Source organism: Kaistia sp. 32K (assembly GCF_016629525.1).
Lineage (GTDB): Bacteria > Pseudomonadota > Alphaproteobacteria > Rhizobiales > Kaistiaceae > Kaistia.
In genome coordinates, this window is the sequence record NZ_AP024269.1 from 1,493,093 (window position 1) to 1,513,333 (window position 20,241).

Annotated in this window: 18 protein-coding genes; 7 read left to right on the forward strand and 11 right to left on the reverse strand. The window is 67.1% G+C overall.

Going from position 1 to position 20,241, the window contains the following annotated elements:
- Nucleotides 1–103 precede the first annotated feature (103 nt).
- The gene (locus tag K32_RS06610; protein ID WP_201403254.1) at nt 104–1,252 is read right to left on the reverse strand and encodes a tetratricopeptide repeat protein; all 1,149 of its coding nucleotides are present in this window, start codon (nt 1,250–1,252) and stop codon (nt 104–106) included.
- A 242-nt stretch (nt 1,253–1,494) separates the two neighbouring features.
- Between K32_RS06610 and K32_RS06615 the strand changes: the two genes are divergently transcribed.
- Nucleotides 1,495–2,292, forward strand: a complete 798-nt coding sequence (locus K32_RS06615; protein ID WP_201403255.1) for a FecR domain-containing protein — start codon at nt 1,495–1,497, stop codon at nt 2,290–2,292.
- A gap of 220 nt (nt 2,293–2,512) precedes the next feature.
- Here K32_RS06615 and K32_RS06620 read toward each other — a convergent pair whose 3' ends face one another.
- The 5 genes from K32_RS06620 to K32_RS06640 all read right to left on the reverse strand — a co-directional run bounded on the left by K32_RS06620 (nt 2,513) and on the right by K32_RS06640 (nt 6,869).
- Nucleotides 2,513–3,019, reverse strand: coding sequence for a cyclic nucleotide-binding domain-containing protein (locus K32_RS06620; protein ID WP_201403256.1), 507 nt, complete (start codon nt 3,017–3,019; stop codon nt 2,513–2,515).
- 157 nt (nt 3,020–3,176) lie between these two features.
- Nucleotides 3,177–4,418 carry an energy transducer TonB gene (locus K32_RS06625; protein ID WP_201403257.1) on the reverse strand — a complete coding sequence of 414 codons (1,242 nt, stop codon included), beginning with the start codon at nt 4,416–4,418 and terminating at the stop codon, nt 3,177–3,179.
- A 34-nt stretch (nt 4,419–4,452) separates the two neighbouring features.
- Nucleotides 4,453–4,905 carry a hypothetical protein gene (locus K32_RS06630; protein ID WP_201403258.1) on the reverse strand — a complete coding sequence of 151 codons (453 nt, stop codon included), beginning with the start codon at nt 4,903–4,905 and terminating at the stop codon, nt 4,453–4,455.
- 114 nt (nt 4,906–5,019) lie between these two features.
- Nucleotides 5,020–5,505, reverse strand: a complete 486-nt coding sequence (gene rirA, locus K32_RS06635; RefSeq protein ID WP_201403259.1) for an iron-responsive transcriptional regulator RirA — start codon at nt 5,503–5,505, stop codon at nt 5,020–5,022.
- Nucleotides 5,506–5,774: 269 nt separating this feature from the next.
- The gene (locus K32_RS06640) at nt 5,775–6,869 is read right to left on the reverse strand and encodes an ABC transporter ATP-binding protein (protein ID WP_201403260.1); all 1,095 of its coding nucleotides are present in this window, start codon (nt 6,867–6,869) and stop codon (nt 5,775–5,777) included.
- Between the two features lie 617 nt (nt 6,870–7,486).
- On the opposite strand from K32_RS06640, the gene K32_RS06645 reads away from it, so the two are divergent.
- The 6 genes from K32_RS06645 (at nt 7,487) to K32_RS06670 (ending at nt 15,143) form a co-directional block, all read left to right on the forward strand.
- A complete protein-coding gene (locus K32_RS06645; protein ID WP_201403261.1) occupies nt 7,487–8,674 on the forward strand; it encodes an efflux RND transporter periplasmic adaptor subunit in 1,188 nt (395 codons plus the stop codon).
- Nucleotides 8,675–8,739: 65 nt separating this feature from the next.
- Nucleotides 8,740–11,928 (forward strand): efflux RND transporter permease subunit, encoded by a 3,189-nt coding sequence (locus K32_RS06650; RefSeq protein WP_201404387.1) that lies wholly within the window; start codon nt 8,740–8,742, stop codon nt 11,926–11,928.
- A gap of 12 nt (nt 11,929–11,940) precedes the next feature.
- Nucleotides 11,941–12,684, forward strand: coding sequence for an RNA polymerase sigma factor (locus tag K32_RS06655; protein WP_201403262.1), 744 nt, complete (start codon nt 11,941–11,943; stop codon nt 12,682–12,684).
- The gene (locus K32_RS06660; protein ID WP_201403263.1) at nt 12,681–13,139 is read left to right on the forward strand and encodes a hypothetical protein; all 459 of its coding nucleotides are present in this window, start codon (nt 12,681–12,683) and stop codon (nt 13,137–13,139) included. Before K32_RS06655 ends, K32_RS06660 begins: the two co-directional genes overlap by 4 nt.
- Nucleotides 13,139–13,603, forward strand: a complete 465-nt coding sequence (locus K32_RS06665; protein WP_201403264.1) for a periplasmic heavy metal sensor — start codon at nt 13,139–13,141, stop codon at nt 13,601–13,603. The genes K32_RS06660 and K32_RS06665 overlap by 1 nt, the downstream gene beginning before the upstream one ends.
- Nucleotides 13,604–13,718: 115 nt before the next feature.
- On the forward strand, nt 13,719–15,143 hold the full coding sequence (locus K32_RS06670) for a DUF1254 domain-containing protein (RefSeq protein WP_201403265.1): 1,425 nt from the start codon (nt 13,719–13,721) through the stop codon (nt 15,141–15,143).
- Between the two features lie 74 nt (nt 15,144–15,217).
- Here K32_RS06670 and K32_RS06675 read toward each other — a convergent pair whose 3' ends face one another.
- The 5 genes from K32_RS06675 to K32_RS06695 form a co-directional block, all read right to left on the reverse strand.
- A complete protein-coding gene (locus K32_RS06675) occupies nt 15,218–16,357 on the reverse strand; it encodes a Gfo/Idh/MocA family protein (RefSeq protein WP_201403266.1) in 1,140 nt (379 codons plus the stop codon).
- Nucleotides 16,358–16,371: 14 nt separating this feature from the next.
- The gene (locus K32_RS06680; RefSeq protein WP_201403267.1) at nt 16,372–17,127 is read right to left on the reverse strand and encodes a sugar phosphate isomerase/epimerase; all 756 of its coding nucleotides are present in this window, start codon (nt 17,125–17,127) and stop codon (nt 16,372–16,374) included.
- 127 nt (nt 17,128–17,254) lie between these two features.
- Nucleotides 17,255–18,343: an ABC transporter ATP-binding protein gene (locus K32_RS06685; RefSeq protein ID WP_201403268.1), complete on the reverse strand. Its 1,089-nt coding sequence runs from the start codon at nt 18,341–18,343 to the stop codon at nt 17,255–17,257.
- A 3-nt stretch (nt 18,344–18,346) separates the two neighbouring features.
- On the reverse strand, nt 18,347–19,264 hold the full coding sequence (locus tag K32_RS06690; protein ID WP_201403269.1) for a carbohydrate ABC transporter permease: 918 nt from the start codon (nt 19,262–19,264) through the stop codon (nt 18,347–18,349).
- Complete coding sequence (locus tag K32_RS06695; RefSeq protein WP_201403270.1) at nt 19,264–20,154, reverse strand: carbohydrate ABC transporter permease; 891 nt, start codon at nt 20,152–20,154, stop codon at nt 19,264–19,266. The genes K32_RS06690 and K32_RS06695 overlap by 1 nt, the downstream gene beginning before the upstream one ends.
- Between the last annotated feature and the right edge of the window lie 87 nt (nt 20,155–20,241).

The window sequence follows — 20,241 nt, forward strand, 5'->3', positions numbered from 1 at the left end:
CCGGGGTGACGGTGTCCTGACCATAGGCAGAGCCTGCATGGCGACCTTGGAGTCTGCCATGTCGCCCTCAGGGAGAGGCGAAGAGCCGGCTTCAGCAACCACCTCAGAACCGCGTCACCACCCTCGCGGTCAGGATGTGGTTTTCAAAATCGCGGTTTTCGTCGTTCGACTGGTTCCACTGGAAGCGGTAGTCGAGGGCTAGGTCGGTCTGCATGCCGAGGGCGCGGTTGAACACGGCGCTCAAGAGCGGCTCGATCATCACGTCGTCGCGCTTGTCGCCGTCGGGCGCGTAGAGCTTGCGATAGAGGGTCTGGGTGACGTCGACGCCGCCGCCCAGCGTCAGCCAATCGGCCACCTTGTTGAAATACTCGACCCGGGCGCCCCATTGCGAGTATTCGCCCGGCTTGATGTCGTCCGGGCCCGGCCCGACGTCGATGCCGCCGATGCCGCTCCAGCGCGCATGCGGGGTGAAGACGAGCACATCGTCCAGCGTCGCCACTGCCGGGATCGCCCAGCGCGCCACGGCATCGGCGTAGAAGCCGTCGGTCGAGACCGACTGGTCGCCGAAATCGCGATAGCCGGCGCGGACCCGCATCAGCTGGTAGGCGCCCTGCAGATAGCCCTCGAACTGCATGCCGGCGATCGCCTCGGAATAGTAATAGGCGTTGTCGAGCGCGGAGACGCCGCCGCCGGCGAAGGGATTTATGGTTAGGCGGGGGCTGACCGGGAGCAGCGGGCCGCTGACCGCGCCGAAATAGGCATAGTCGAGCTCGCTGACATTGTTGAAATACTCGGCGTTGCCGGTAATCAGCGTGCGCCAGCGCGTGTCGCCGAAGCGGCGCTCGTCCTCGATGCGGGCATTCGCGAAGGCCTTCAGCGAGCTTTCGAGATCGGTATGCCGCTGCAGCGGATTGCTCTCGTAGCCGAAGCCGGTATCGAAGGTGATTAGCGTCTTGTCCGGCTGCAGCAGGTGGCGGATCCGCACCATCGCCGCGAGCGCCTCGGCGTTCCCGGGATCGTTGAGCAGCACGCGCTCATAGGTCGCCAGCGCCTTGCGCGGCTGCCCGACCGCCTCGGCGAGGCGGGCATATTCCATGTTGGCGGCGACATCGGTCGGGTCCGCCAGGACGCGCTGATAGGCCTCCGCCAACGCCTCGGCCTGCGCGCGCTCGACGGCATGCGCGGCCGTCACCCCGGCGCCGGCGATGGCGGCCAGGGCGGAGAGGGCAGCGGCAAGAAGGCGGCGCTTCACGCTCGGATGCTTTCCACGGCAAAATAAGGTTAGCCAAGAGTAAATTCGGCCTCGTCTCGCTGCAATCGCCACGGAGGGGAGGGCGCGCGTTTGACCGCGAACGGTGCAGTTTGGCCACGTCTCGCGCAAATTGCCGTCCTCGGTCGGCAGCTGGCGCCCGTTTCGGCCGCCGGCCTTGGTTTGTCGGGCCGGGAGTGGCAAAATCCCACCGATTTCCCATTCCGCGCGGCCGGGAGCGAACCATGCGTGTCGGCTTATTCCGCAGGACGATCGCGGCGGCTCTGCTCGTCGCGCTCAGCGCGACCGCCGCATCGGCGGCCGAGACCCTGATCGGGCGCGCCGGCGCCGTGCACAACAAGGTCGAGGGCGTCGTGCGCGGGACGGCGCGGCCGCTCGCCGTGCGCGACCCGCTGATCCAGAACCAGCAGGTCCGGACCGGGCGCGACGCGACGGCGCAGCTGCTCTTCCTCGACGAGACGAGCCTCAATGTCGGCCCGGGATCCGACATCACGCTGGATCGCTTCGTCTATGATCCGGGCAGCGCTCGCAACGACATCGCGCTCCGGGCCACCAAGGGCATCTTCCGCTTCGTGTCCGGCTCCTCGGATCCGCGCAGCTATCATTTGAAGACGCCGGTCGCGACGATCGGCGTGCGCGGCACGATCTACGACACCATCGTCGGGCCGAACGAATCCGTCATCGTGCTGGTCGAGGGCAAGCTGGTGGTGACGTTGCCGGGCGGCCGCGTCGTCCATCTCGACAAGCCCGGCAAGACGATCCGCATTCATCGGGGCGGGCGCGTCGAGGGGCCGATCACCTGGGACGGCTCGCTGATCCGCGTGACCGGCGTCGTGCCCTATCCGCTCTATGGCGACAGCTTCCTGCCGTACCCGGAGAAGCTGCGCGCAGAGAGCGGACGGACGGACGCCGTCAACGAGCTCAACGCCCGCGATCTCGGGCGTCGGCCGGATCCGCCGCGGGAGACGCCGGGGCAGAACCCGGGCGGCTGCGTGACGAACTGCTGCAATTGCTCGCGGTAGAGCGCTTCGTCGTCGGATCCGTCATGTCTGGGGGAGGAGCTCTTCTTCTTGAACCTCCCCCTTGAGGGGAGGTCGAAAACGCCCTTCGCGTTTTGGGAGGGGGCGATCTGAAATCCGACGACGAACCCCTCCCCAAGACCGCCCTGGGGCGGTCTTGACCCTCCCTCAAGGGGAGGGTTAAGGAAGGTCTGGCTAGATCGGACGCTGAGGTAGGCCCGGCTCAGCCGCGTCCGAACAGCCGTCGCATTGCGCCGACGATCTCGTCGGTGCGGACGCCTAGGATCCGGCGGACGTGTTCGTTGTCGGCGATCTCGTCCAGTTCCGCCCGGCGCCTGGCCAGGAGCGCGCCGAAGCGATCGAGCAGTTCCGGCGAGCCGGCGAGCACGGCCTCGAGCGCCACCTTGGTGATCTCGACGACCCGGCTCGGCTCGAGGGCGACGACGGTCGCGGCGCGGCGCGCCCCCGTCATCAGCGAGATCTCGCCGAAGATGTCGCCGCGGCCGAGCATGGCGACCTCGCGGTTCGGATGGCGGGTGCCGGCGACGGTGACGTCGACCTTGCCGTCGACGATGATGAACATCGAGGCGCCGAAATCGCCCTCCGCCATCAGGACGCGGCCGGGCGCGACGTCATAGACCTTGCACCGGGCGGCGAGGGCGTCGAGCTGCCGGTCCGAGAGCACGTCTGCGAACAGGCTGGTCCGGCCGAGAACCTCGCGGGCTTCCATGGACGTTTGCCTCCGTTGCCGGCCGAGTGTCGGGCCATCGGCGAGCGTCCGTCAATACGGGGCTTTCGGCGTTTTTGGCGCCGGTGGCAACGCCCGGAAGGCGAGGGGATGCCTCGCCCGCACGACGGCGATCGCCGCCGTCAGCGCATCTAGTTCGCTAGCGCATCTTGCTTTCGAAGATGATCGGCGCGGTGAGGCTCAGCTGCGGCATGCCTTCCGGCATGCGGGGGAAGGGCGACGCCTGGCGGACGGCGGCGAGGGCGGCGCTGTCGAGCATCTCGTTGCCGGAGCTGCTGGCCAGCATGATGTTCTGCGCGGCGCCGGAGGGCTGGACCGTGAAGCTGACCATGGCCTTGCCGGAGATGCCGAGGCGCGCCGCCTTCGACGGCGTCCGGGTGTTGCGGCGGATGGCGGCCTGGACCTTGCCCTTGTAGTTCGAGTTGGCGGCGGCGCCGGCGCCGGCCTCGCGGGAACGGCCGGTGCCGTTGTCGCGGGCGCTGGAGGCCTGATTGGGATTGGCGGCGCCCTGGCGGCTCTCCGCCTCGGCATTGCCGCGACGCGGCGCTTCCGCCTTGCGCGTCTTGTCGGCCTTCTGTGCCTTCTCGCGCGGCGGCTTGCGGGTGGGCTCGGCCTTCTCCGTGCGCTTCGCTTCGACCGGCTTGGTCTCGGCCGTCTCTTCCGGCTTCGCTTCTACCGGCTTCGCCTCGACGGGCTTGGTCTCGACAGGCTTGGTCTCGACCGGCGTCGCTTCGGCGACGCGCATTTCGGTCGGCTGGACCTCCAGCGGCTTCGTCTCACTTTCGACCGCCTTCAGCTCCGTCGGCTTGGCAGCCGGTCGCGGCGGCACATCCGTGGTCGCGACTTCGACGGCGGGCTGGGCGGCCGTCGGCTCGACGGGCTTGGCCTCCTGGGCCGGCGCCGCCGTCAGCGCCTCGGTCGGGACGATTTCGGTCGGCTCGGCAGCGGGGGCGGCGGCCAGATCGCTCTCGATCGGCGTCGCCGAAATGTCGGCCGTCAGCGTCGGGGCGACGGCGCTCGCGGTCTCGACCGGCGTGATCTCGGCGGCGGCGGGAGCCTCGACGGCGGCCGAGGTCGCGGGCGCGATGGCGGGCGGCTCGACCGGGGTCGGCATCGTCTCGGCGGGGGCGATCGCCGCCACCGTCACCGGCTCCGACACCTCGACGACCTCGGTATCGAGGGCGACCTGCAGCTCCTCGCTGACGATGTCCTCGACCTCGACATCCGTGCCGAGCACGGCGTCGACCGATCCTTCGATCGAGCTGCCGGCGCCGCTACCGGCCTCGGCGATGTCAGCCGTGTCGGGCGTGAACGCCGCGACCACGGCGCCATGCGCCGCCACCGAAAGGATGAGGGCCAAGACCCAGGATGCGCGTCGCACGTTCATCATCTAACCTCGCCGCGTCACGCCGCCATCAATTCTCGAACTTGATGTCGGAGCGCGAGGCAACCTGGATGCTTTCGGCGCAGGCGGCCGGCGTGAGACCCGCGCCGGCGCATTCCTTGACGTCGTTGACGAGGATGCGGGCGATCGACGGGCAGGTCGTCTCGGGGATGTCGAACTGGCGGACGCGGCTCTTGCCGGCGGGGACCTTGGCGGTGCGCACGACGACGAAGCGGTCGACGCGGCCTTCTTTGTCGAACAGCACCAGCTCGAGCGCCATGTCGTCGATCGACTGTTCGAGGCCGTTGGCGACGACGAAGCTCAGCCGGCAGGCCTTGCCGTTGGCCTCGGCGCCGTTGAGCTCGATCGAGATCGACCGCGGCGTTCCCTCGGCCAGGGCGGTGGTGGTCCCGGCGGCGAGGAGTGCTACGCACGCCAAACTCTGGACAAGGCCCGACCGCTTGCGATCGCTCGAAACTGACATGTTCCACTCCGTCTCACGATGGAAGCCGGCGTCATCGTTCGACGATGTCTGCCGCATGTGCAGCTATTAAAATATGAGAGTGAAAGTCAACTATAAACTTCGCGTCAGTGCAACTCAGGAGGGCTGCGGTGCGAAGGAAGCGGTGACGATCGGCGGCATCACCTCATGGTCGAGGTCGAGCAGGCCGCGCAGCTGGCCGCGGTCCTTGGCGACGTCGGCGATCGTGTAGCTGTCGAGGACGGCGAAGAACGCGCGCAGCGCCTCGGCGAGGATCCGGTTCACGCCGCAGGAATCGACCAGCGGGCAATCCCGATTCGTCGTGTCGAAGCAGTCGGTCAGGTAGAAATTGCTCTCCGTCGCGCGCACGACCTCGCCGATCGTGATCGTGTTGGCGGGGCGGGCGAGGCGGATGCCGCCATTGCGGCCGCGGATGGTCTCGACGAAGCCGCTCTCGACGAGCACATGCATGATCTTGAAGAGATGCAGCTCGGAGATGCTGTAGGTGGTGGCGATGTCCTTGATCCGGCTGTTGTTGCCCGGGTTGGCGGCGCAATAGAGCAGGATGCGGATCGAATAGCTGGTCTGTTGGGTCAGGCGCATGGGCGTCCCTCTCGTAACCCGTCTCGCAGGCGCCCGGAATCGGTCGCCCCGCGCACGGTCGTTAATACCTTCTCTTTAAAGTCTCCTTTTCCGGAACTCAACCGACTCGGTGCGAACGCCCGTCTTCGGCGGGGCGTTCGGGCATGAAGATCCGCGTCAGCGTTAACGATTGGCGCATAAAAATGCCGGAAAGCAAAATGCCCGGAAGGCGGACCTTCCGGGCATCGGACTTCATGGGGGCGCCGGAGACGAGCCTCCGGCAGCCGGGATCAGATCAGCGAGCCGTTGACGATCGCCTTGCCCGACTTGTCGAACAGGTGGACCGTTTCCGGAGCGATGACGATGCGAACCTTGTCGCCGGCGCGCTGGCCGGCAAGGCCGTCCGCCTTGACGATGGTCGATTCCGTGCCCTCGACGTCGACATAGAGCATGGTCTCGCCGCCGAGATGCTCGGAGAGCGCGACGGTGCCGGGGACGCCGCCCGTCTCGGTCGGGGCGATGGTGAGATGCTCGGGACGGACGCCGAGCGTCATCGGGCCGGGGGTGACCGATGCGCCGCGCGTCGGGATCGCCAGCGTCGAGCCGCCGGGGAGGGCGACGATGGCCGAACCGCCCGTCACTTCCGTGACGTTGATGTTGAACAGGTTCATCTTCGGGCTGCCGATGAAGGTGGCGACGAAGAGGTTGTTCGGACGGTGGTAGAGCTCGAGCGGCGAACCGACCTGCTCGATGCGGCCGGCGTTGAGCACGACGATCTTGTCGGCCATGGTCATGGCTTCGACCTGATCGTGCGTGACGTAGATCATCGTCGCGCCGAGGTCATTGTGCAGCTTCGAGATCTCGATGCGCATCTGCACGCGCAGCGCGGCGTCGAGGTTCGACAGCGGCTCGTCGAACAGGAACACGTCCGGCTCGCGCACGATGGCGCGACCGATGGCGACGCGCTGGCGCTGACCGCCCGAGAGCTGGGCCGGGCGGCGCTGCAGCAGCTCCGTCAAGTGCAGCATCTTCGCTGCCTTCTGGGTCCGGGCCTGGATTTCAGGCTTCGGCATCTTCGCCATCTTCATGCCGAAGCCGATGTTCTCGGCGACGGTCATGTGCGGGTAGAGCGCGTAGGACTGGAAAACCATCGAAACGCCGCGTTCGGCCGGCGCGAGACGGGTCACGTCCCGATCACCGATCCGGACCGTTCCGTCCGTCGTGCCTTCAAGGCCCGCGATCAGACGAAGAAGCGTCGACTTGCCACAACCCGACGGGCCGACGAAGACGCAGAACTCGCCGTCCTTGACCTCGAGATCAACGCCGCGGATGATCGGCACCTCCCCGAACGACTTCTGGACTTCGCGCAACGTCAGACTTGCCATAAATCAACCTCCATGATGGACGCACGAAGAGAGACACCGAAGCGTCCCGCTGGTTTCGTGCGCAGGATCATTCCTCCGGGCCATACCGTCCACGATCCAAGCCCTTGAGTAAAGACCTGAAATGCGGCAGCGGCCGCGGGGCCGGGGATGTTGGTTTTCCCTAGCTCGCGAGGGGTGGATTTTGTTTGAGGTGCGAACCTCAGAAAATGATCCCCGGAACGGCGGAAATGGCCATTTTTCGCCGCGGACACCCATCCTGGACACCTCCGCGCCCGCCCGTGGCGCGGGCGCCGGAAGGCAAGGTCCCCCGGCCGTAAAATGCGCGTCATGACGAGATTATGCACAGCCTGAAACGGGCTCGCGGGACTGGCGCCGCCGCGTCGCCGCCACATTTCCTAACGGCAGGTGCGCTATGCTAGGGCGCGGCCGAACCCTGTCGTCGGGCGGCGCCAGGGCTCTTGCAAGGCGCTGTTGGATCGCGGTCCCGCAGGTCTGGCCCCGACTGCCGCTCGCGCCCGATGCGACGGAATCCGCCGCGAAACTTTTTTGCATCGCGTCGACGGATCCGCGAGGCCGCTGCGTTCAAGGGAGGAACGGGCCCACATACCGGAACCAACATGCCGCTTTGGAAACAGATCCTGCTTTGCCTCGTCGTCGTCCTTCTGGCCGCTGGCGGCTGGTATTTCTACCAGCAGCGTGATTCGAGCGGCGGCGCGTTGGTCGGGGCCGGCGGGCAGGGTGGAGGCGGCGGCGGACAGCCGCGCTTCGGCCCGACCTTCGTCGTCACCGATGCCGTGACCAGCGACGTCGAGAAGGATCAGGTCCGATCCGTCGGCACGGTCAAGGTGCCGCGCTCGATCAATCTCTATCCGCAGGTCTCCGCTGTCGTCACCGAGGTCCTGTTCAAGGCCGGCGACAAGGTGGCCAAGGACCAGCCGCTGGTCCGCCTCGACGATCAGGACCAGCGCGTCGCGCTCGACCTCGCCAATGTGGCGCTGAAGGATGCGAAATCGGCGCTCGATCGCGCCCAGAAGCTCGCCGACAGCCGCAACCTCTCGGTATCGGCGCTGGAGGATGCGCAATCGGGCTATCGCAAGGCGCAGATCGCCGTGCTCGGCGCGCAGATCGCGCTCGATCGGCGGACCATCTCCGCACCGTTCGAGGGTGTCGTCGGCCTGAGCAACCTATCGGAGGGCGATTTCGTCACCTCCTCGACCGTGGTCACCACGGTGGACGACGTCTCGACCATGCTGGTCAGCTTCCCGGTGCCGGAGCGCTATTCGGGCCGGCTCGCCGAAGGGCTCGCCGTGAAGGCGACGCCGGCGAGCCAGGCGAACACGTCGATCGCCGGCAAGGTCACCTCGATCGACACGCGTGTCGATCCGGCCGCCCGCACGCTCAAGGTGGAGGCCTCGCTCGATGCCGCCGCCGCCGCGGCGGCCGGCGTCAAGCCTGGCATGTCCGTGGTCGTCACGCTCGATTTCGAGGGCGAGAAGCGGCTGGCGATCTCGGCCCTCTCCATCCAGTGGGACCGCAACGGCTCCTATATCTGGACGGTCAAGGACGACGTCGCGAAGCGGGTGCCGGTCAATGTGCTCGAGCGGCAGAGCGGCCAGGTTCTGGTCGCCGGCGAGGGCCTGTCGGAAGGCGACCGGGTCGTCGTCGAGGGCCTGCAGCGGCTGCGCGACGGCGCCAAGGTGACGGAGCTCGGCATCGATCCGGGCGGGAACCGGGCGGCAGCCGGCGCCGACAAGAGCGAGAGCGGGGCCGGCAACGCGCCGGCAACCGTCGCGAAGGGAGGCTGACGATGCGCGTCGACGGATCGGATACGCCGAACCCCACCACGCACGAGCCCGGTGCGCACGACCCGATGCCGAAGGGCGGCGCGGTGCCGGGCGGCATCTCGGCGCTGTCGGTGCGCCGGCCGGTGCTCGCGATCGTGCTGAACCTCCTGATCGTCGTCGCGGGCCTCGCGGCCTATGGCGGCGTCGAGATCCGCGAACTGCCGAACATCGACCAGCCGGTCGTCACGATCACCACCACCTATACCGGCGCCACGCCGGACACGATGGACAAGGAGATCACCAGCGTCATTGAGAAGGCGGCGGCGGGCGTCACCGGCTGGACCGACATCTCCTCGCAGTCGACCAGCGGACGCAGCCGCGTCACGGTGCAGTTCTCCGATTCGACCGACATCAACGTCGCCGCCAACGACCTGCGCGACGCCGTCGGCAATGCGCAGCGCAACCTTCCCGACGACGCCGATCCGCCGACCACCGCCAAGGCGGATACCAATGGCGATGCCATCATGCGGCTCGCCATCACCTCGCCGACCATGAAGATCGAGGACCTGACCAAGCTGGTCAACGACGTCATCGTAGATCGGCTGAAGGCGGTCGACGGCGTCGCCGACGTCCAGGTCAACGGTGACCGCTCGCCCAATATCTCGATCTATGTCGACCCGATGCGGCTCGCCGCCTTCGGCCTCACGGTGGCGGATCTGAAGACGGCACTCGCGACCGTCGCCCTCGACGTGCCGGCCGGCAATCTCCGCGACACCAACCGCAACATGTTCGTGCGCGCCGACGCCAGCGTGAAGAGCGCCGAGGACGTCAAGGCGATCCGCGTCAAGGGCGACACCCGCGTCGGCGACGTCGCCGACGTCGTGTTCGGGCCGGCGGCGAAGTCCTCCAGCCTGCAGGTCAACGGCCGCACCGGCATCGGCATCGGCATCGTCCGCCAGGCGAGCTCCAACACGCTGGCCATCTCGACGGCCGTGCGCGGCGCCGTTGAGGAGCTGACGGCGACGCTGCCGAAGGACGTGACGATCCGCATCACCTCGGACGACGCCGATTTCATCGCCGGCTCCTTCGAGGAGGTCGAGCGCAGCCTCTTCCTCGCCATCGTCATCGTCATCGGCGTCATCTATCTCTTCCTCGGTTCGCTCCGTGCGACGCTGATCCCCGCCGTCACCGTGCCGGTCTCGCTGCTCGGCACGATCGCGGCGATGTATCTGATGGGCTTCTCGCTCAACATCCTGACGCTTTTGGCGCTCGTGCTCGCCACCGGCATGGTGGTCGACGACGCCATTGTCGTGCTGGAGAACATCACCCGCCGCCGCGCCGAGGGCATGGGGGCGCGCGCCGCCGCCGTGCTCGGCGCCAAGCAGGTGTTCTTCGCCGTCATTTCGACCACGGCGACGCTGGCGGCGGTGTTCATCCCGATCTCCTTCTTCAAGGGAACCGCCGGCCGCCTGTTCTCCGAGTTCGGCTTCGTGCTTGCCTTCGCCGTGGCGCTCTCGGCCTTCGTCGCGCTGACGCTGGCGCCGATGCTCGCCTCGCGCATTCTCGACACCAAGGCGCCCAAGGTCGCCAAGCGTCCCAACCTGCTGCAGCGCGGCCTCGATGCAGCAGGCAATTTCGGCCAGCGGCTCTACGAGCGCGTGCTCGATTTCTCGCTGAAGGCGCCGCTCGTCATCATCCTGATCAGCGTCGTCTTCGCCGGCGGCGCGGTGCTGGCGTTCGAGATGCTGCCGCAGCAATTGACGCCGCAGGAGGATCGCGGCGCGGTGATGATCGCCATGAACGCGCCGCAGGGCGCGACGGTCGACTACACGCAGGGCCAGATGCAGTTGGTCACCCGCGTCGTCGAGCCGCTGCTCAAATCCGGCGAGGCGACCAACATCTTCTCGGTCGCCGGCAATTTCGGCAGCCCCAGCAACGGCTTCATGTTCGTCACGCTGGCCCCCTGGGGCGAGCGCAGCCGCAGCCAGGCCCAGATCAGCGCCGAGATCGGCCAGAAACTGCGTTCGATCCCGGGCGCCGTCATCAATCTGCGCCAGGGCAACAGCCTCGGCATTCGCGGCGGCGGCCAGGGCCTGACCTTCGCCGTCACCGGCGTCGAATATGACGGCATCACCAAGGCGGCGCAGCAACTGATCGGCACGCTCGCCGCCAATCCGGCCTTCTCCAACGTCCAGCTGAACTACGACCTGAACCAGCCGCAGCTCTCGGTCGACATCGACCGCGACCGCGCCGCCGATCTCGGCGTCTCGGTTTCGGATATCGGCACGATCGTCTCGACGCTGCTGGCTGGCGCCGACATGGGCAATTTCTACATCGGCGACGACAAGATCGACATCACGGCGCTGGCGCCCGACGGCATGATCGTCACGCCGAGCGACCTGATGAACGTGCAGGTCCGCACCGCCAGCGGCGCCATGGTGCCGCTGTCCTCGGTGATTTCGGTGAGCGAGGGCGCAACCTCGCCGACGCTGGCGCGCCAGTCGCTGCGCCGCGCCGTGCCGATCACGGCGACGCTCTCGCCCGGCGTCGATCTCGGCTCGGCGATGAAGATCCTGGACGAGGCGGCGGCGAAGGACCTTCCCTCCGGCATGAACATCGTGCTGACCGGCGAGGCGAGGACGCTGACGGAGACGTCGAGCGGCATCCTGCAGACCTTCCTGTTCGCCGTGATCATCATCCTGCTGGTGCTGGCGGCGCAGTTCGAAAGCTTCGTTTCGGCCGCCATCCTGTTCACGACGGTGCCGTTCGGCGTCGCCGCCGGCATCTATGCGATCCTGCTCTCCGGCGGCTCGCTCAACATCTACACCCAGATCGGCCTCGTCATGCTGGTCGGACTGATGGCGAAGAACGGCATCCTCATCGTCGAGTTCGCCAACCAGCTGCGCGACGAGGGGCTGTCGGTCTATGACGCGATCCGCGACGCCTGCCTGATCCGCCTGCGTCCGGTGCTGATGACGATGATCGCGACCGTGCTGGGCGGCCTGCCGCTGATCCTGACCGGCGGTGCCGGTTCGGAGGCCCGCGCCGCACTCGGCTGGATCATGGTCGGCGGCCTCGGCGTCTCTGCGCTCGCTACCCTGTTCCTGACGCCGGTCTCCTTCCTGCTGCTCGCCCGCTTCTCGAAGCCGCGTATCGCCGAGGAGCAGCGCCTTGCGCGCGAGCTCGCCGAGGTCGAGGCCAAGGAGCGCGCGCGCCGGGGCGAGGCGCCTGCCGAGGAACGCGCTCCGTCGCCGCTGGCGATCGCGGCCGAATAGGGGGGCGGAACCGTGTCGCTGCAGGCAGAACGGAAACGGGAGGAAGGGCGCGACGCGGCTGCCACGGCCGCGCCGATGCGCTATCGTCTGCTTCCGGGCGGCCAGGCGGATGACGCGGCCGAATTCGAGTATGGGAAAGGTCGGGCGCAGGCATTGGCGGGAATAGACGATCCGGATGACGAGGCTGCGATCCGTGCCGATCACGCGCTCATGCAGGCGGTGGCCGACGGCGAGGACGGCGCCTTCGCGCGTCTGATCGCCGCCGAAGCGCCGAAACTGACGCGCTTCGTCGCCTCGATCCTCTCCGATCTGGCCGAGGCCGAAGAGGTCGTGCAGGAGGCGCTGCTGCGGCTCTGGAAACAGGCCGCGACCTGGGAGCCGCAGGCCCGCATCGGCACGTTCCTGCACCAGGTCGCCTATCGCATCGCGATCGATCGCCTGCGCCGGCGGCGGCCGCATGTCGATATCGACGGGCTCGACGACATCCTCGAGGACGAGGGCCCGTCGCCGGAGCGCAATCTCGTGCGGATGGACGACGGCCGCGTCGTCCAGGCGGCCCTCGACAAGCTCTCGGAACGGCAACGCACCGTCATCGTCCTCGCCCATTTCCAGGAACTGGGCCAGGCGGAGGCGGCGGACATCATGGGAATAGGCGAGCACGCCTATGAATCGCTCCTCGCCCGGGCGCGGCGGCGGCTTCGCAGCCTGCTGGTGCGCAAGGACGAGGATGATCGGCAGGAAGGAAAGCGGTCATGACCAAGACGCCCGGCGGAAAATATTCCGAGCTGGTCAACGCCCCGGCCAATCTGCATGACGCCATCGATCGCTGGGGCCCGGATTTGAACCGCTGGCCTGATCTGATGCTGGTGCGTCGCGCGCGCGAGGCGCTGCTGGCCGATCGCAGCTTCCGGGCCTATCGCGACCAGACGGTGGCCGATGCCGCCCGGCTGAAGCGGGCGGCTGCGGTTCTCGACCAGCGTATCGCCGAAAGCGGCTCCGTCGATCGGATCACCCGCAAGCTGCTCGAGAAGACGGGTACCCGTGTCGTGCACTGGGGCCGGCGGATCGCGGCGCTGGCCGCCGTCGTGGCCGTGTCGGCCGGGCTCGGCAGTGCCTTCGCCGACCGCCTGCCGGAGTTCAAGCCCCAGCCACGGATCGAGGTGGTGCAGCTGGACGCGCTGGTGTTCGGCCCGTCGGAGGCAGATTTCTGATGGCATGGAAGGTCGCCTCGAAAACCCGGCGCACGCTGCTCTGGGCGCTGCTCGTGCTCTCGCTCGGCGCGAACGCGTTCTTCATCGGCGCGACGGTGACGGATTTCATCCGCTTCCGCCACGATACGTCCGACAAGGGACCGCGCGTCATCCGCACCGAACTGCGCTGGCTGAAGGACCGCCTGTCGCCCGAGGCGGTGAAGAGCATCGAGGCGCAGCTCGACCCCCTGAGGCCCGACATCGTCGCCCGGCTCGACCGGCTGAAGACGCTCCGCGCCGAGCTGAACGCGCTGGTCGCGGCGCCGACCCCCGACAAGGCGGCGATCGACGCGCATCTGCGCAACATCCGCATCGAAGTCGGCGCGATGCAGGAGCAGGTGCAGTCCCGCACCTTCGAGGCGCTGCTGAGCCTTCCGCCGGAGCAGAGAGCGGCCCTCGCACAGAACCGGGGCGACGACGACTAGCCTCCGTCCTCTCTCTCTCTCTCTCTCTCTCTCTCTCTCGCCCTGTGCCGCTACGGAATGTCGGTGTAGCCTGTGCGGATCGAGGGTGGGCCGCGCGGGCCCGGGAGGAGGGCCCATGAAGCCTTTTGCCGTTGCGGCCATCTCGGCGGTGATGTCGCTCGTCCTGATGGCGGCCGCCGCCGTCGCCGCCGAGGATCCGGAGGTCGCGGACCTCCATCGCCGCCTGGTCGAACGCCGCGCCTTTGAGGCGATGATCTGGGGCATGCCGGCGGTCAACGCCGATCTGATGCTGCAGGCGATGCTGAGCCAGACCGGTGCGAAGCCAAACGACATCCTCTACTGGTCGCGCCCTGCCGACTGGAAGAACCAGACGCTGACGCCCAATCCGGATTCGATCTACTTCATGTCGTTCTGGAACGTGAAGGACGGGCCGATCGTCATCGAGGTGCCGCCGGCCGTCGGCGGCTCGATCGCCGGCAACATCGTCGATGCCTGGCAGATGCCGCTCGAGGACGCCGGCCCGGAAGGCGCCGACGCCGGCAAGGGCGGCAAGTATCTCGTCCTGCCGCCCGGCTACCCGGCGCGAGTGCCCAAGGGCTACATCGCGCTGCCGTCCGATACCTATACCGGCTTCGCGCTGCTGCGCTCCAGCCTGGCGAGCCACGCCAAGGCCGACATCGCGAAGGCGGTGGCCTATGGCAAGGCGCTGAAGGTCTATCCGCTGGCCAAGGCCGGCAACCCGCCGCCGACCCGCTTCGTCGACGCTTCCGGAACGCTGTTCGACGCGACCATCCGCTATGATGCGAGCTTCTTCGAGAACCTCGATCGCGTCGTCCAGCGGGAGCCGTGGCTGCCGCGCGACCGCGCCATGATCGACCCGTTGCGCACGCTCGGCATCGAGAAGGGAAAGAGCTACGCGCCCAACGCCGCGACCCGGGCGGCGCTGCTCGCCGGGGCGCACGAGGCGCAGGCCTGGCTCTCGGCGCAGTATGATGCCGGTTTCCCGGTGATGAACGAGGGGATCCGCTGGTTTCCCGCCGCGCGGGCCGATGTCGTGAAGGCGGTCCAGAACGGCTATGCCGATCCCGACACCTATCCCGTCGACGCGCGCGGTGTCACCTACACGCTGGGCTTCACCGGCATCAAGCGGATCGGGACGGCGCAGTTCTACCTGATGACCAGCAAGGACCGGAACGGCCACCCCTTCGACGGCGGCAGAACGTATCGCCTGCGGGTTCCGGCGGATGCGCCGGTCAAGCAATATTGGTCCGCGACGGTCTATGACCGCGCCACCCATGCGCTGATCCGCAATCTCGACCGCTCCAGCGTCGCCTCGATCACCAAGGGCGTGGTGAAGAACGCCGACGGGTCCGTCGACGTCTATTTCGGACCCAAGGCGCCGGAAGGGCATGAGGCGAACTGGGTACCGACCGATCCGAACGGCGAGTTCGAGCTTCTGTTCCGGCTCTATGGCCCGGAAAAGCCGCTCTTCGACAAGACGTGGAAGCTGCCCGACGTGGAAAAGCTCGTCACGCCGTGAGTTGAGCGCGCCATGGAAAAAGGGCCGCGACATGTCGCGGCCCTTTCTGTTTGGTTGCGTCGTTTGCGCTGTGCTCAGCGGGGCGCGGTCAGGCGCTCCGCGTCGGCCGCCGTCAGCGGGGCCGGGCGTTCGGTCGTGGTCGAGAGCGTGATCACGCGGCTCTCGGCCGCCGCCTGCAGGATCGACACCATGACGTCGAGCGCGTGCAGGGCGACGCGGCCCGAGCAGCGCGGCTCGCGGCCATGATCCGCCGCGTCGAGCAGGTCGGCGACGCCGAGCATGCGGTAGTTGGCGTGCTTGCCGTCCTGCCAGTTGGACTTGCCGAACGGCGCGTCCGAGGTGTCGACCTCGATATAGTCGCCGCCTTCCTTCGAGTAGCGGATCTTGCCGCCGAAGAAGTTCGGGTCGGGCACCAGCATCGTGCCGTCCGAGCCGTAGAGCTCGATCGGGTTGACGTGGCCGTGCTTCCAGACGTCCCAGCTGGCGGTCAGCGTCACCTGAGCGCCGGAGGCGAAGTTCAGGATGGCGTTGATCGTCGTCGGCGTGCCGACCGGCACGGTCTTGCCCTTGAGCGGACCCTCCGCCGTCACCAGGCGCTCTTCAAAGCCCTTGCTCGCGACGGCCGTGACCGCCTTGATCGGACCGAGCAGATTGACCAGGGCTGCGATGTAGTAGGGGCCGAGATCGAGGATCGGGCCGCCGCCCGGCTGGAAGAAGAAGCCGGGATTGGGGTGCCACATCTCCATGCCGCGGCTGATCACATGCATGGTGCCGGCGATGACGCGGCCGATCTTGCCGTCGTCGATCAGCTTGCGGGCCGTCTGGCCGCCGCCGCCGAGGAAGGTGTCCGGCGCGCTGCCGAGCTTGAGGCCGCGCGCGTCGGCCTCGGCGACCAGCTTCTTGCCGTCCTCGACGGAGAGCGCGAACGGCTTCTCCGAATAGGCGTGCTTGCCGGCCGAAAGGATGGCGTTCGACACCTCGTAATGGGCCGAGGGGATGGTCAGGTTGATGACCGTGTCGATCTCGGAGTCCTTGAGGAGCTCGTCGACGGTGAGCGCGCGGACGCCGAACTGGCCGGCGCGCGCCTTGGCCGCCTCGGCCGAGAGGTCGGCGACCGCCACGATCTTCGTGCCCGGGAAGAGCGGCGCGAGCTTCAGATAGGCTTCCGAGATATTGCCGGCGCCGATCAGGCCGATCTGGTGGATCTTGGACATGGAACGGTCGCCTTTCAGGAAACCAGGGCCTTGATCGAGGCGAAGGAACGCTCGGCGAACCGCTTCCAGTCGGCGGGATTGTCATGCTCGGCCACCAGCACGTGCGCCTTCGGCGCCTTCTGGATATGCGACCAGAGCGACTTCCAGTCGACGACGCCATGGCCGACATCGGCCCAGCCGTCTTCCTCGGCCGTGCCGGCCGGGGCGAGGTCCTTGATGTGGAAGGCGATCGTCTCGCCGGCGAGCTTGTCGATCTCGGCCGCCGCGTCCTTGCCGGCGCGGGCGACCCAGCCGATGTCGAGCTCGGCCGAGACGCCGTTGCCGATCAGGTGGTCGATCGGGCGCGAGCCGTCGGCGAGCGTGACATATTCGAAGTCATGGTTGTGGTAGCCGAGGCCGAGGCCGGCGGCCTTCGCCTTCTCCGCCGCCTTGGCGATCGTCTCGTGCAGCTTCTTCCAGCCGTCGACGTCGGTCGGGCGCTGCTCGGCGACGAGATAGGGGATGACGATGGTCTCGGCGCCGATCGTCTTGGCGATGTCGATGAAGCGCTCGGTCTCGCCCGTGACGCCCTCGATCGGCGCATGGAAGGTCGGCGTCACCAGGCCGACGGCGTCGACCTTCCGGCGGTAGCCGGCCGGGTCCTCGCCATAAAGCGGGTAATAGGGTTCGACCGCGTCGTAGCCGATCTTGGCGACACCTTCGAGGACCGTCTCCAGCGGCGGGAAATTGCGGGCGGAGTAGAGCTGGAACGAGATCGTATGCTGCGACATGGGGATGTCTTCCTGCGTCAGTTCGGAAAGAAAGGGCCCGAGAGTGGGCCCGAGGGGGAAGGGGAGAACTCTTTGTTAGATCGCGTTTTCTTCACGCGAACCGGAATCCACTTCGCTTGAAAACGCTCTAGAGGCGGCTGCCGGTCGCGAGATCGAAGACCGAAGCCTGCGCGGGCTGGAACCAGGCGTCAACCGAGGACGGCGTGTCGACATGCGCGTCGCCGTCGATGCGGACGGAGAATTGCGAGCCGGCGACGTCGCCCCAGACGAGGCTGTCGGCGCCCATCGGTTCCATCAGCGTCAGGTTGACGGGAATGGCGGCGGATTCGGCCTCGCGCTTCTCGAGGTCGATCTGCTCGGGGCGGATGCCGAGCGTCGCCGGGCGGCCATGCTCGGGCGGCTGCTCGAACTCGTATCCGGTCAGGTCGACCACGCGCCCGTCCTTCAGCTTGAACGCGGCGCGGCCTTCCTCGATTGCCAGCGTGCCGTCAATGAAGTTCATCGAGGGCGAGCCGACGAAGCCGGCGACGAAGCGGTTGAGCGGACGGCGATAGATCTCCTTGGGCGAGGCGAGCTGCTGGATGACGCCGCCATTCATCACCGCGATGCGATCGGCGAGCGTCAGCGCCTCGATCTGGTCGTGGGTGACGTAGATCATGGTCGAGCCGAGGCCCTGGTGCAGGCGCTTCAGCTCGACGCGCAGCTCCGTGCGCAGCTTGGCGTCGAGATTGGAGAGCGGCTCGTCGAACAGGAAGACGTCGACGTCGCGGACCAGCGCCCGGCCGATGGCGACGCGCTGGCGCTGGCCGCCGGAGAGCTCGGCCGGCCGGCGGTTCAAGAGCGGCTGGATCTGCAGGATCTCGGCGGCGCGGGCGACCCGCTTGTCGATCTCGGCCTGCGGCGTCTTCGCCATCTTCAGGCCGAAGGAGAGGTTGCCGGTGACCGTCATGCGCGGATAGAGCGCGTAGGACTGGAACACCATGCCGATGCCGCGGTCCTTCGGCTCTTCCCAAGTGACGTTCTTGCCGCCGATCCAGATCTGGCCGGCCGAGATGTCGAGGAGACCGGCGACGGCGTTCAGGAGCGTGGACTTGCCGCAGCCGGAGGGGCCGAGCAGGACGATGAACTCGCCCTGTTCGATCTCGAGGTCGAGATTCTTCAGGACCTTCAGGTTGCCGAACTCGATCTCGAGGTCACGGATGGAGACTGTGGCCATGGCTTATCCCTTCACGGCGCCGGCGGCGATACCGCGCACGAACCAGCGTCCTGATATGAAATAGACGACGAGCGGAACGAGGGCGGTCAGGATCGTCGCCGCCATGTTCACGTTGTAGAGCTTCTCGCCCTGGGTCGAGTTGACGATGTTGTTCAGCTGCACCGTCATCGGCAGGTTCTCGCGGCCGGCGAAGATCACGCCGAACAGGAAGTCGTTCCAGATGCCGGTGACCTGCAGGATGCAGGCGACGATGACGATCGGCGTCGACATCGGCAGCATCAGGCGGAAGAAGATCTGGAAGAAGCCGCCGCCGTCGACGCGCGCCGCCTTGAACAGCTCGATCGGCAGGCTCGAATAGTAGTTTCGGAACAAAAGCGTCATCAGCGGCAGGCCGAAGATGGTGTGGGTGACGACGATGCCCGTCATCGTGCCGTAGATGCCGATCGTCGAGTAGATGCGCACCAGCGGATAGATGAAGACCTGGTAGGGCAGGAACGCGCCGAGCAGCAGGATGGCGAAGAGCAGGTTCGCACCCTTCACGCGCCAGAGCGACAGCGCGTAGCCGGTCAGCGCGCCGATGAAGATCGACAGGATGACGCTCGGGATCAGGATGCGGACCGAATTCCAGAAGCCGACCTTGATGCCACCGCAGTTCAGGCCCGTGCAGGCGGAGTTCCAGGCCTGGATCCAGGGCTCGATCGTCGCCTCCGAGGGCAGCGAGAAGATGTTGCCCATGCGGATCTCGCCCATCGTCTTCAGCGAGGTGACGAGCATCACGTACATCGGCAGCAGGAAGAAGAGAGCCGCGAAGACGAGGAAGGCGTAAAGCCCGATGCGGCCGGCGGTGACCGAGCGGGGGCGCGGGCCGGAGGGGCCGCTGAGCGCCGCCGCCGTGGCAGGGGTGGAGGTTGCCTGCAGCATCACTTGGCTCCCTTGGCGCGTTCGGGCCGGAAGTACTCGTAGTAGAGCCACGGCGTGATGATCACGAGGACGATGACCAGCAGCACCGAGGAGGCGGCGGTCGCGAGGCCGATGTTCGAACGCCCGAACAAATAGTCGAGGATGAACTTGGCCGGGACTTCCGAGGCGATGCCGGGGCCGCCGCCGGTCAGCGCGATGACGAGGTCGTAGACGCGCACCACGGCGAGCGAGAGCAGCACGACGGAGGTGATGATGGTCGGCCGCAGCATCGGCACGACGATGTTGAGATAGACGCGCCAGGCCGGGATGCCATCGACGCGGGAAGCCTTCCAGAGCTCCTGGTCTATGCCCCGGAGGCCCGCCAGCATCAGCGCCATGACGAGGCCGGAGGCTTGCCAGACACCGGCGATGATGACGACATAGATCGCCTTGTCGTTCTGGATGATCCAGTCGAAGCGGAAGTCGGTCCAGCCCAGATTGCGCACATATTGCTGCACGCCGAGCGTCGGATTGAGGATCCACTGCCAGGCAAGGCCGGTGACGATGAACGACATGGCGTAGGGGTAGAGAAAGATCGTCCGGAAGGTGTTCTCGAAGCGGATCTTCTGGTCGAGCGCTGCCGCCATCAGGAAGCCGAGGATGAGGCAGACGAAGATCAGCCCCACGCCGAAGATGACCATGTTCTCCAGCGAGATGATCCAGCGTGGCGTCGCGAACAGGCGCTCGTACTGGCGGATGCCGATGAAGTTCATCGAGGGCAGAAGCCTCGAATCCGTGAAGGAGATCTGCACGGTCCACAGCATCGTCCCGAGATAGGCGAAGACGACGATGATGAAGGCGGGTATCAGCGCCACATAGCTGGCGACATTCTTCCGGCGGCGAGGCTTCACGCTTCCCGACCTCTCTGGCTCAGACTGTACGTGTAGAGGGCCAATCCGGCGACGCGAGCGGAGGGGACGCCGCGCCGCCGGATTGTC

Excerpts from the sequence above, each read along its gene's own strand:
- K32_RS06615 (WP_201403255.1), top strand. The coding sequence starts at position 1,495 with ATGCGTGTCGGCTTATTCCGCAGGACGATCGCGGCGGCTCTGCTCGTC.
- K32_RS06620 (WP_201403256.1), bottom strand. The coding sequence starts at position 3,019 with ATGGAAGCCCGCGAGGTTCTCGGCCGGACCAGCCTGTTCGCAGACGTG.
- K32_RS06630 (WP_201403258.1), bottom strand. The coding sequence starts at position 4,905 with ATGTCAGTTTCGAGCGATCGCAAGCGGTCGGGCCTTGTCCAGAGTTTG.
- rirA (WP_201403259.1), bottom strand. The coding sequence starts at position 5,505 with ATGCGCCTGACCCAACAGACCAGCTATTCGATCCGCATCCTGCTCTAT.
- K32_RS06640 (WP_201403260.1), bottom strand. The coding sequence starts at position 6,869 with ATGGCAAGTCTGACGTTGCGCGAAGTCCAGAAGTCGTTCGGGGAGGTG.
- K32_RS06645 (WP_201403261.1), top strand. The coding sequence starts at position 7,487 with ATGCCGCTTTGGAAACAGATCCTGCTTTGCCTCGTCGTCGTCCTTCTG.
- K32_RS06650 (WP_201404387.1), top strand. The coding sequence starts at position 8,740 with ATGCCGAAGGGCGGCGCGGTGCCGGGCGGCATCTCGGCGCTGTCGGTG.
- K32_RS06660 (WP_201403263.1), top strand. The coding sequence starts at position 12,681 with ATGACCAAGACGCCCGGCGGAAAATATTCCGAGCTGGTCAACGCCCCG.
- K32_RS06665 (WP_201403264.1), top strand. The coding sequence starts at position 13,139 with ATGGCATGGAAGGTCGCCTCGAAAACCCGGCGCACGCTGCTCTGGGCG.
- K32_RS06670 (WP_201403265.1), top strand. The coding sequence starts at position 13,719 with ATGAAGCCTTTTGCCGTTGCGGCCATCTCGGCGGTGATGTCGCTCGTC.
- K32_RS06675 (WP_201403266.1), bottom strand. The coding sequence starts at position 16,357 with ATGTCCAAGATCCACCAGATCGGCCTGATCGGCGCCGGCAATATCTCG.
- K32_RS06680 (WP_201403267.1), bottom strand. The coding sequence starts at position 17,127 with ATGTCGCAGCATACGATCTCGTTCCAGCTCTACTCCGCCCGCAATTTC.
- K32_RS06685 (WP_201403268.1), bottom strand. The coding sequence starts at position 18,343 with ATGGCCACAGTCTCCATCCGTGACCTCGAGATCGAGTTCGGCAACCTG.
- K32_RS06690 (WP_201403269.1), bottom strand. The coding sequence starts at position 19,264 with ATGCTGCAGGCAACCTCCACCCCTGCCACGGCGGCGGCGCTCAGCGGC.